Genomic DNA, 9,407 nt, shown 5'->3' with positions numbered 1-9,407 from the left:
CTCTGTCGTCTGAGCGGGCCCTGTCGCGAGCAAGCCCGCTCCCACATTGAACTCGGTCTCCTGTGGGAGCGGGCTTGCTCGCGAAGGGCTCAACCCGATCTAAAGCGATTTCCACAACGAATCGAAATCCTCCTCGCCCCCGCCATTCTGCGCGGCCTCCAGCGAGCGATAGGCAAACTGATTGAAACTGTGCGTACTCGCCACCCGTCGATCCAGCCCGGCGCGGTGTTCTTCGCCGTGGGTGTTGATCAGCACTTTATTGCCTTCCTGAAACGGCAGGCGCGGGGCGAGCAAGGTCGCGGGCAGGTCGATGGCGCTGATCTCCGGTAGCAGCAGACCGCGCAAATACTGACTGTGATCATCTCGCGAGCGCACCAGTTGCAAACCGCAAGGTTCGGCGTGTGGTGCGACCAGTTCTATGCCCATTTGCGGCCCGCTGCCGCGCACCTGACGAATCCAGCGCACCACCGCAATGCTCCAGCCCTGATTCGCACTGTCCTGAATTCCGAGCATTTCCCCGGCCTGCAATTCGGCGGGCACTTCACTCGGCCACGCCAGACAATAGCCGCCGGGACTGTGGTTGATCACCGGCAAACTGTAGGTCGGATAGTGTGGAGGGCTGTCGGTGTTGCTCTCGTCTTCGCCCAGATGGTCGTACTGGATTTCTTCGTACGGCAGCAACTCTTCAGTCGCGCCCAGCGGTGCGGCGTCGAAGGCCTGGCTCCAGCTGTCCTTTTCGCCCTGGACCACGACGCGACTGAAATTGGCCGCGCGAGCACCGGGATGTTTCAGCAGTTCGCTGAAGCTGCGTTCGCCGCCCAGGTAAAAGTGCAGGGCGCTCATGCCGACGCACACGGTCAGGCTGCCTTGACCGGCGGTGCGCTGAAAACTGCGCTCGGCGGCCTGTCCCCAACTGGCGTGCAAATGTTGCAGGGTATCGAGGCTCAGTCCTGCCGGGACCGGTAGCGGCGTCGACGTCTCCTGCTGCAGTAAATGCGCTTCGATCATGTTCACCAGCGGTTGCGGATCGAAGCCCAGCAATGCGCCCTGTTGTTCTTTGCGAAACATGCTGCGGTAGCGCAGGCCAGCGTCCAGTTCAGCGCTGATGGCGAACAGTCCATCCTGCGGGCTGCCGGGATGCAGCTTGAGCAGGGCACTCCACGGCTCCAGCACTTCGGCCAGCCGGGCGATCTGGTTCTGCCGCAGTTGATTGCAACGGGCGCTGCCCAGCAGCAGGGCGGCGATGTAGGTCTGTTCCAGGCTCAGTTCGCTGCTCAGGCTCGCCAGATCGTCATGCACCCGACGCTGTTGCAACTGCAAGGCGCAAGCGCAGCGATACAACTGATGCAGCTCGAACCACAGATGTTCCGGCGGCGGGCTGTACAGCTGCGTCGCCCGCAGCAGTTGCCCCTTGAGCGCATGCGCGGCCCGTTGCAGGGCCTGACTGACCAGCGCCGCACGATCCTTGTGATACTTGGGGACAATGCGCAGAACGATCTGCTTGTAGCCGATAGCCAGATGACTTTGCAGCGCCTGACACAGGTTGCTGATCTTGCGCGAACGGTCATCGAGCATGATCGCCTGATGCAGGAAATGCCGCTCCAGATGCTGGCAGACGAAGTAAACCTCAGGGCGCAGCAGTTCGAGGAGTTGCAGGCGATTGTCACTAGGGGTGAGCAATTGGTTGAGTTCGCCCAGGCCTTGATACAACTGGCGGGCGGTTTCGCCGATGTTGGCCTTGGGCAGGCCGGCGATCCAGCGCTTGAGGTCGCGCGGGGTGGCTTCGCAGAACGACAGGCGCGTTTGCGTCGGGATCGAGGCGCGCAGGGAGGGTTGGGGGCGTGACTCACTCATGCCGTGACTGGCTCCAGCGGCGAAATTGGCAACACCAAGAACTCTAGCAGCTGTGGTCTGTTTCGCCGGATGGCATCAGGCTTTTTGACCGCTGGTCTGCTGGCCGGATGCCATTCAACAAGCCCTACTAGTCTCTCAGACGTGCGATCGGAAACGCACGGTTGCACGGCCTGCCGTCAACCTCGGGCAGGTCTCCCGAAACTTCAAGGAGATGAGGTTCATGTCTAAATATGCAGTGGCAAATCAATGGGGCGGTAGTTCGGCACCGTGGCATCCGGGTGGAACCTGGGTGCTGGGCGGGCGGGACAACCAGCAAGTCGTCGCCATCGAGATCAAGTCGGGCGATGGCGGCAAAAGCTTCACCGGCACCATGACTTACGCCGGCGAAGGCCCGATTGGCTTCAAGGCGCAGCGCACCGGTCAAAATCAATACAACGTCGAGAACCAGTGGGGTGGCAATGATGCCCCATGGCATCCGGGCGGCAAGTGGGTGATCGGTGGCCGGGACAATCAGAACGTTGTCGCGTTGAGCGTCACTTCCAGCGATGGAGGGAAAAACCTCAGTGGCACCAATACCTACGCCAACGAAGGGCCGATCGGCTTCCGTGGGCAGATAGAGTAACGGCGCCTCCCAGGTCGTGTCCGCCCCTTCACAGACGTGTGAAAGGGCGGATCAGCCGGCTCAGGCCGTCGGCAGGGCCAGGGCCTGGCCCATTTGCACTGGCGAACCCGCCACTAGTTCTTCAGCCCATTTCACTTGATCCGGGCCAAACAGCACGATCGCCGTCGAACCCAGTTTGAAGCGCCCCAGTTCCGCACCTTTTTCCAGATGAATCGGCGCACGGGCGGCTTCGTCGTAGCGGAAGGTTTTCAGTTCGCGCTTCGGTGGGGTGACCAGACCGGCCCACACGGTTTCGATCGAAGCGACGATCATCGCGCCGACCAGCACCACGGCCATCGGCCCGCGTTCGGTGTCGAAAATGCATGCTACACGCTCGTTGCGGGCGAACAGCTCCGGAACGTTTTCCGCAGTGGTCTGGTTGACCGAGAAGATCCGGCCCGGGATGTAGACCATCTCGCGCAGGGTGCCGGCCAGCGGCATGTGCACGCGGTGATAATCCTTCGGCGACAGGTAAATGGTGGCGAAGTCGCCGCCCATGAACGGCGCGGCATTCGCCGTGTCACCCCCCAGCAGTTCCAGCACGCTGAAGCTGTGGCCCTTGGCCTGGAACACCCGACCGTGTTCGATCGGGCCGAGCTGGCTGACCGCACCGTCGGCCGGGCTGAGGATCGCGCCCGGAGTCTGGTCCAGTGGCCGCGCGCCGTCTTTCAGGGCTCGGGTGAAGAAGGCGTTGAAGTGCTCGTAGGCGGTCAGGTCTTCGACCAGCGCTTGCGACATGTCCACCTGATAACGCTTGGCGAACCACTGGGTGAAGGCATTCTTGAACCAGCGCACGCGGCACTCGGCGACGCAGCCGGCCAGGCGCGACAGCAGGTGATGAGGCAGCAGGTACTGGCTGAGGATAAACAGACGCTCTTTCATTAGTTGTCCTTAGAACCTTGAATCTCGACAGGCGTATCAGGGTGGTTGCCCCATTCGCCCCAGGAACCGGCGTAGCCCTTGACCCGCGGATAACCGAGGGACTTGGCCACCAGATAAGTGAAGCCCGACCGGTGATGGGTCTGGCAGTGGGTAATGATTTCTTTGTCCTTGGTGATCCCGAGGTCTTCGAGGATCTGCGGCATGTCCGTGCGAATCCGCAGCTGACGCGCCTTGTCCATGCCGGCGGTCCACTCGAAGTTCACCGCGCCGGGGATGTGTCCACCCTTGGCGGCCAGCACTTTCTCACCGGAATATTCCAGCGGCCCGCGTGCGTCCCAGATCGCCAGATCGGCGGCGCCGAGACGGCTTTGCAGGTATTCGCGGGTTGCCGTCGGCTCGTCATGCAGGGTCAGCGCCACCGGCCCACCCACCGCAGGCGGAACCTGGATCGACATCGGCATGCCCGCTTCCAGCCACGCCGGCAGACCGCCGTCGAGGTAGTGGTATTTGTCGTGACCGATCACGTCGAGCAGCCAGATGAAACGCCCGGCCCAGCCACCGCCCTCGTCGTCATAGGCCACGTAGACCGCGTCTGGACGATAGCCCAACTCACCGAACAACGCTTCCAGATCGGCTTTGGCCGGCAGCAGCCCCGGCGCCGGCGGCTGGCCGAGCTGGGTGCGCTTGGGGTCGACAAAACGTGCGCCGGGCAGATGGCCCTCGGTATAGCGGGCGGCACTGGTCAGGTCCACCAGAATCAGTTCGCTGGCATCCAGCCGAGGGAGCAGGTCGCTCGGTTCGATGACGAGCGGCAAGCCAGAGAAGTCAGACATGTGAGGTCTCCAGAGCACAAAGGGGGGGATTGTAGCGCAGCCTCATCGACCACGGCTGCTAAAGCTGTGCAGGGCCTTTTCGATGCACTGCGCGGTTTTGCCGAAAGCCTGCACGCTGATGTCGGCGAACGGCCCACCGCCCTGGTCGGCGACGACGATCATGATCACCCGGCCGTTATTGACCAGCGAACGCAGGAACAGATGCTCGCCACGGAACAGCGCACGCAGGCCCGGCGGCAACAATGCGGAAAATTGTGCGTTGTTCTCGGGGTTGATCCGCACCTGTGCCTGTTGGGCGAGCAGGCGCTGCAAGACTTTGCTCTGACTGACGACAAAATTCAGCGCGGCGGCTTCCTTCGGCAAACCGAAGGTCTGGTTCACCCGCAGATTCGATTGCGTGCGGTCGGCCATCAGAATCATCACCCGGCGCATGCCGCTGGCGACCAGCGCATCACGGGCGGCGACGGTCAGGCTCATGGCATTGGTGAAGCGGCTCGGCTCGGCCAGCAGTTCGGCGCATTGCCGGCGCCATTGAGTCAGATCCTCGGCATTCGGCGCCGCCGCCGGCAGCATCCCGGCCGGCAAGCGATGGGTGCCCCATGGCCATAATAATGAAACGGCCGGGTGCCACAGATCGGGCATGGCATGCTGGCGCGCACTGTTGGCGGCTTGCTGGTGCAACTGCTGCTGCACTTCGTCCATCGAGATTTGCAGATAAAGGCTGGTCAGGTACTGCCAGCGCTCGCTGTGCGGACTGTCCCAGGCCTGTTGTGCCGACAGCGCCAGGCCGTTGGCCAGCAACACGGTGTTGGCCGGCTGGTTGAGCCAGCGGCGCAGGGTCGGATCGTCGTCGAGGCGATTCTGCTGGCGCAACGGATGTTCGCTGTCGCGGGCGATGCGCAGAACTTTCACCAGTTCGCGCTGTTCGCTGAGCAGCAGTTTATAGCCCTGCTGCACCCAGATCGGCAGGTGCCAGACTTGCACCAGCGCCTCGGCGATCTTCAACAGGCGCACGCCAAACAATTGCTTCTCGACCGTGCGCGCCGATTCGCCCTTGTGGATAACCCGCAGCTCCCACTCTTCGAGCAATTCGGGAAACGTCAGCGCCAGCGGCCATAACGGCGAGAGAAACAACAGGCTGCCCCAGTGAATGTCCTGCCACAGGCGCGCCAGGCGACTGGCAAAAAAACCGTTGGCCTGTTGCGTCGCGTGCTGGCTGATCATTTGCAGTTGGCGCAGGGCCTTGGGGATCTGCATCTGCGGTTCGACGGGCAGACGCGCGAGCAATTCTTCGGTACGCGCCAGGCCAAGACGGTTGATCGCCACCTCGAGATTTTCCGCCGGAGCGGCCATGGTGCCGTGGGTGTGACGATTTGCCTCACGGATGATGCTCAAGGCCAGCGCCGGGCTGTCCTGCATCAGGTCGGCGATATCGCGCAGCGAGCTGCGGTTGTCGCGGATCGCCCGGCAAACCTTGTCGTGCGCCTCTTGCGGCACGGGTAGGCGCACGCCATCGAGCAGTTTGACCCAGCCCTCGAGCGTGGTCGGTTTTGCGTGTGGGACGTTCGTTTCATTAGCCATGTCTGGACGAGATCTTCACTGACTGTAGACGCGCCCGGCATGGGCTAAATTGGCTTTTCGCCTGAACTGGCTATAGTCTGGCGCAGTTTTGCCGATAAGTAGAAGAAGAGATTTTTTAACTTCCGAATATGACCTTGAACCCGACTTAAATAAGTACTTTCTACCTATGGCTAAAATTATCGGCATCATCGTCGTATTCGCGAGCGTGCTCGGCGGATACGTGCTCTCCCACGGCAAAATTGCCGCCCTGATCCAGCCCTTCGAGGTGATGATCATCGGTGGTGCGGCCCTCGGTGCATTCCTCCAGGCCAACCCCGGTTACATGACGATGCACGTGCTCAAGAAATCCCTGAGCATGTTCAGTTCGCGCTTCAGCCACACGTTCTATCTGGAAGTGCTCGGCCTGATCTACGAGATCCTCAACAAGAGCCGCCGCGAAGGCATGATGGCCATCGAAGGCGACATCGAAGACGCTGCCGCGAGCCCGATCTTCGCCAAGTACCCGGCCGTGCTCAAAGACGAACGCATGACCGCGTTCATCTGCGACTACCTGCGCATCATGTCCTCCGGCAACATGGCTCCGCATGAGCTGGAAGGTCTGTTCGACATGGAACTCTACAGCCTAAAGGAAGATCTCGAGCACCCGTCCCATGCGGTGAACGGCATCGCCGACGCCATGCCCGGTTTCGGTATCGTTGCGGCGGTACTGGGTATCGTGGTGACCATGGCGTCCCTGGGTGAAGGCGATCAGAAGTCCATCGGTCTGCACGTGGGTGCGGCACTGGTCGGTACCTTCTTCGGTATTCTCGCGGCCTACGGCTTCTTCGGGCCGTTGGCGCATTCCCTGGCGCACGATGCCAAGGAAGAACTGAACGTCTACGAAGCCATCAAGGCCTCGCTGGTGGCGTCGGCTTCCGGCATGCCGCCATCGCTGGCCGTGGAGTTCGGGCGCAAGGTTCTGTACCCGGCGCACCGTCCAAGCTTTGCCGAGCTGGAACAAGCCGTTCGCGGTCGCTAAGCCATGGAAAATAATCAGCCGATAATCATCAAGCGCGTCAAGCGCATAGCCGGTGGGCACCACGGCGGGGCGTGGAAAATCGCCTTCGCCGACTTCGCCACGGCGATGATGGCGTTCTTCCTGGTGTTGTGGCTGCTGTCCACCGCAACGCCTGAGCAAAAGATCGCCATCGCCGGTTACTTCAAGGACCCGGTCGGCTTCTCCGAAAGTGGCACGCCGTACATCATTGATCTGGGCGGCACGCCGACCCTGGCGCCGGAAAACACCCTCAACCCTGAGGTGAAGTCGCAGCCGCAACCGGACAAGGTCACGGTCGACACCGAACAGGTCGAAGGCATGGCCGAGCAGGTCGAGAAAGAGCGCCTGGAGCTGTTGCTGCAAGAACTGCAGAACAAGGTCGACGAGAACCCGCAGCTGCAGAAGTTCAAGGATCAGATCCTGTTCGAGATCACCCCGAACGGCTTGCGCATTCAGATCATGGACGCGGAAAACCGGCCGATGTTCGACTCGGGCTCCGCGCGTCTGAAGCCGTACTTCGAAGACATCCTGCTGGCCATGGCCGACACCATCAAAGCGGTACCGAACAAGATCAGCATCAGCGGCCACACCGACGCCAAGCCGTACACCGGCACCGGCGATTTCGGCAACTGGGAACTCTCGGCCAACCGTGCCAACGCCGCGCGGCGTGCGCTGGTGGCAGGCAGCTATCCGGATTCGCAGGTGGCGCGGGTGGTCGGTTATGCCTCGTCGGCGTTGTTCGACAAGGAAAACCCGTTCAACCCGGTCAACCGCCGCATCGACATTGTGGTTCTGACCAAAAAGGCCCAGGCCGCCATCGAAGGTTCGCAAGGTGCCGACGCGGCCAAGCCAGCCGCCGAAGGTCAGAACGGCGCCGCTCCGGCGACGCCGGTCGATCCGAACGCGCTGCCGGCGGATCAGCAACCGGTGCCGGCGCACGAGTTGCGCGAACGCCTGAACCTGTTCGACGACGCCGCACCGAAACCGGCCGCGCCGGGGACTCCGGCGCCAGCGCCAACAGCTCCACCAACTGCTGCGCCGGCCCCTGCGCCGAAGCAGTGACCGACAAAAAAGCCGACAGTGATGTCGGCTTTTTTGTGGCTGTCGATTGGTCTCAGAAACCGCGCCGAATCCGGTTCTTCAGTTGTTCATGGAAAAGATCGGCGTTGCGCTTATAGGTGCCGCTGAAGGATTCGTTGCTCGAATCCAGCGTCATCGAGCGCTTGCTCGATACTTCTTCACGATAGGCATCGATGAAGAAATTCAGATCACTGGCCGTGCTCAGCTTCGGCCACTTGTCCAGATACTCCGGCAGCTTTGCCGGCCCGGTGCGGAACGAGCAGATCCGGCGGTTGCTGATCGTCGCTTCGCCGATTTCGAACGGTACCCACCACGACAGAGCGGTTTTCTCTGAAACCACCGCGAGCAGGTGTGTGCATTCGGTGATGTTGCGGGTGATCACGCCGGTGATGTCATCGGTGGTCTGCGATTCTGGGTCGAGCACGTCGAGGTAGGTTTTGATATTGGCCTGCATCAATTGCGCATTGATCGCCATGGCCTGCGGGCGATCCATGTGGCGGTAGCTGATGAATACGGGCATCAGAAGTGTCCTTTGAGGGCGAGTTCACGGTAATAGGCGCCGAGCGCCGTGAGGCGGCAGCCCGTGGAGTGGAGCGCGGCGTAGTACATGTGCTCGGCATCCACCGGTTCGATCAGGCTGTGGCGGTTGCACATTTGCAGTTGCTTGAAAATGTCGCCGTGCTCGGGGTCGAACAGTGCTTCGGTGGGCTCGTAGCTGGGATCGAGTCTGAAAACGAAGCTCGGCTCCGGGAACCAGTCCTTGAGTTTGCGCAGGGTTTCCTCGGCAATCAGCGGCGCGACCTCGCGTAGCGGTACGAACTGCGAGACATTGGTCTTGAATACCGGACGCTGTTCCCAGGCGCCCAGCGCATTGTCGACAAACGAGTAAACGCTACCGGGGGTGACCTTGCCGAGTACGTTGGCAGCGCCACCGTGCAGCGCTTGCAGCAACAGATCCGTGAAGACGCCATGACCGCGACTTTCCAGGGCGTACTGTTCTTTTTTGCAGGCCGTGAGAATGGTCACGCCTTCGCCGATCACACTGCTGCCGCCACGCAGATTGCGCATGGCGCCTGCTGCGCCGGCCTGGCAGCAATCGAGAATGATGATTTTGTTCTTGATGTGCGGGGCCTTGTCCGCCCACTCCAGAATGTCGCTGATGCGGATCCCGTCTCCGCCAGGCTGATAGTCCTGGGGAATCAGGAGTCCTTCGTCGATGCTGGTGTCAAACTGACCATGGCCGGCGAAGTACAGCAGTGCCACGTCACAATCGCCTGAGAACAGGCTCTGGATCTGCTGTTTCATGTGGCTGAGCGTGAGTTTTTCTTCGGCTGAAGTCAGCACTTTGCTGCTGAAGTTCGGTCGCCCGTTGGCATGACGCTCCAGCACCGACGCCATGGCCATGGCGTCGTTGTTACAGCCGCTCAAGGGCGAGACGTGGTCGTAGTGGTTGATGCCGATAAACAGTCCCTTGCGCATG

The 9,407-nt window shown here is 61.5% G+C and carries 9 protein-coding genes; 3 read left to right on the top strand and 6 right to left on the bottom strand.

What is annotated here, in order from left to right; genetic code table 11:
• Positions 1-99: 99 nt before the first annotated feature.
• Positions 100-1,854 (bottom strand): molecular chaperone, encoded by a 1,755-nt coding sequence (locus QMX91_RS11325; RefSeq protein WP_282412719.1) that lies wholly within the window; start codon positions 1,852-1,854, stop codon positions 100-102.
• 220 nt (positions 1,855-2,074) lie between these two features.
• Here QMX91_RS11325 and QMX91_RS11320 point away from each other — a divergent pair, with 220 nt between their 5' ends.
• Positions 2,075-2,476 (top strand): hypothetical protein, encoded by a 402-nt coding sequence (locus QMX91_RS11320; protein ID WP_027611401.1) that lies wholly within the window; start codon positions 2,075-2,077, stop codon positions 2,474-2,476.
• Positions 2,477-2,536: 60 nt separating this feature from the next.
• On the opposite strand, the gene asd is transcribed toward QMX91_RS11320, so the two are convergent.
• The 3 genes from asd to QMX91_RS11305 are packed head-to-tail and all read right to left on the bottom strand — an operon-like array spanning position 2,537 to position 5,811.
• Complete coding sequence (gene asd, locus QMX91_RS11315) at positions 2,537-3,397, bottom strand: archaetidylserine decarboxylase (RefSeq protein ID WP_027611402.1); 861 nt, start codon at positions 3,395-3,397, stop codon at positions 2,537-2,539.
• On the bottom strand, positions 3,397-4,230 hold the full coding sequence (gene rhdA, locus QMX91_RS11310) for a thiosulfate sulfurtransferase (protein ID WP_282412718.1): 834 nt from the start codon (positions 4,228-4,230) through the stop codon (positions 3,397-3,399). The genes asd and rhdA overlap by 1 nt, the downstream gene beginning before the upstream one ends.
• Positions 4,231-4,272: 42 nt before the next feature.
• Positions 4,273-5,811, bottom strand: coding sequence for an HDOD domain-containing protein (locus QMX91_RS11305; protein WP_098966923.1), 1,539 nt, complete (start codon positions 5,809-5,811; stop codon positions 4,273-4,275).
• A gap of 166 nt (positions 5,812-5,977) precedes the next feature.
• Between QMX91_RS11305 and motA the strand changes: the two genes are divergently transcribed.
• Both motA and motB read left to right on the top strand, forming a co-directional pair.
• On the top strand, positions 5,978-6,829 hold the full coding sequence (gene motA, locus QMX91_RS11300) for a flagellar motor stator protein MotA (RefSeq protein WP_007952169.1): 852 nt from the start codon (positions 5,978-5,980) through the stop codon (positions 6,827-6,829).
• A gap of 3 nt (positions 6,830-6,832) precedes the next feature.
• Positions 6,833-7,909 carry a flagellar motor protein MotB gene (gene motB / locus QMX91_RS11295; RefSeq protein ID WP_282412717.1) on the top strand — a complete coding sequence of 359 codons (1,077 nt, stop codon included), beginning with the start codon at positions 6,833-6,835 and terminating at the stop codon, positions 7,907-7,909.
• 52 nt (positions 7,910-7,961) lie between these two features.
• On the opposite strand, the gene QMX91_RS11290 is transcribed toward motB, so the two are convergent.
• Together QMX91_RS11290 and QMX91_RS11285 are read right to left on the bottom strand one after the other, a co-directional pair.
• Positions 7,962-8,447, bottom strand: a complete 486-nt coding sequence (locus QMX91_RS11290; protein ID WP_027611406.1) for a toll/interleukin-1 receptor domain-containing protein — start codon at positions 8,445-8,447, stop codon at positions 7,962-7,964.
• Positions 8,447-9,406, bottom strand: a complete 960-nt coding sequence (locus tag QMX91_RS11285; RefSeq protein WP_135294832.1) for a caspase family protein — start codon at positions 9,404-9,406, stop codon at positions 8,447-8,449. Before QMX91_RS11285 ends, QMX91_RS11290 begins: the two co-directional genes overlap by 1 nt.
• Position 9,407: the final 1 nt, after the last annotated feature.

The organism is Pseudomonas sp. PS01299 (assembly GCF_029960145.1).
Lineage (GTDB): Bacteria > Pseudomonadota > Gammaproteobacteria > Pseudomonadales > Pseudomonadaceae > Aquipseudomonas > Aquipseudomonas putida_A.
Note: the sequence above shows the minus strand (reverse complement) of the source record. Positions and strands in the feature narration are given on the sequence as shown.